At 52.7% G+C, this 1,064-nt stretch carries 1 protein-coding gene; it reads right to left on the bottom strand.

All coding sequences use genetic code 11. The features are described 5' to 3' along the window. Window positions 1–1,064 (bottom strand): condensation domain-containing protein (locus J3364_RS22585; protein ID WP_349560415.1); only part of this gene is annotated, 1,064 nt, incomplete at both ends.

Here is a 1,064-nt window from a genome sequence, read left to right on the forward strand (position 1 = left end):
TGAAACAGCGGACTGTGATTTAAGCTACGGTCTGGTTGTAACTCTTCTACCACCTGCTCAAAAGGCGCATCCTGATGAGCATAGGCCCCCAAGGCCCGAGCTTTCACTCTGTCGAAAAATTGCGCCACCGTCAGACTGTTTTCGCCCTCGCCAGAGTTCACATCAATACGAATAGCCAGCGTGTTGACAAAGAAACCAATCAACTCTTCAAGTTCCGCACGGGGTCGGTTAGCCACCGGCGTTCCTATCACCACGGTTTCCTGTCCACTCAAGCGCGACAGCAGCAAACTCCAGGCTGAAAGCAGTAACATATGCAAGGTCAGTCCATGCGCTTGCGCTACTGCTTTTAAATGACTCGTCAGGTCCGAATCCAATTCCAGCTCAATACTTCCGCCTACGTAATCCTGCTGACTCGGGCGAGGATGATCCAATGGCAATGTCAACAACGCCGGAGCATCTTCAAGCTGCTCTCGCCAATAATCCAATTGAGTCGATAAACGATCCTTGTCCAATACTGTTCGCTGCCAACTGGCATAGTCGGCATACTGGATTGCCAGTGGCGGCAAGGGGTTCTTTCGCCCTTGGACATAAGCCTCATACAAGGCCCGGATCTCACGCACAAAAATCCCCGACGACCAGCCATCCGAAACAATGTGATGCATGGTCACTAGCAGTACATAGTCAGGCTGCTGCTGGACATTCAAACCCAGCTCAATCAAGCGACCACGAATTAGCGGCCCCCTGGCCATATCGAAAGTGGCGTTCGCTTCTTCCAATTGCTGCTCAGCCAGGGCCTTTGTTTGTTGCTCCGCATCCAGCTCACTCAGATCAATGCATTGCAATGCAAAGGCGGCGTCGGTATGGATTACTTGGAGCGGCTCGCCTTCGTCATTTTGAACAAAGGTCGTACGCAACACTTCATGGCGCTCCAACAAAGCATCCAATGTGGCCCTCAGAGCATCGAGGTCCAACTCACCACTTAAACGCAGACTTGCCGGCACGTGATAGGCCCGGCTAGCCTGTGGATCCAACTGGGCGATAAACCATAGCCGTTGCTGGGCCCA

Source organism: Marinobacter sp. NFXS9 (assembly GCF_040148665.1).
In the GTDB taxonomy this organism is placed as follows: domain Bacteria; phylum Pseudomonadota; class Gammaproteobacteria; order Pseudomonadales; family Oleiphilaceae; genus Marinobacter_A; species Marinobacter_A mangrovi.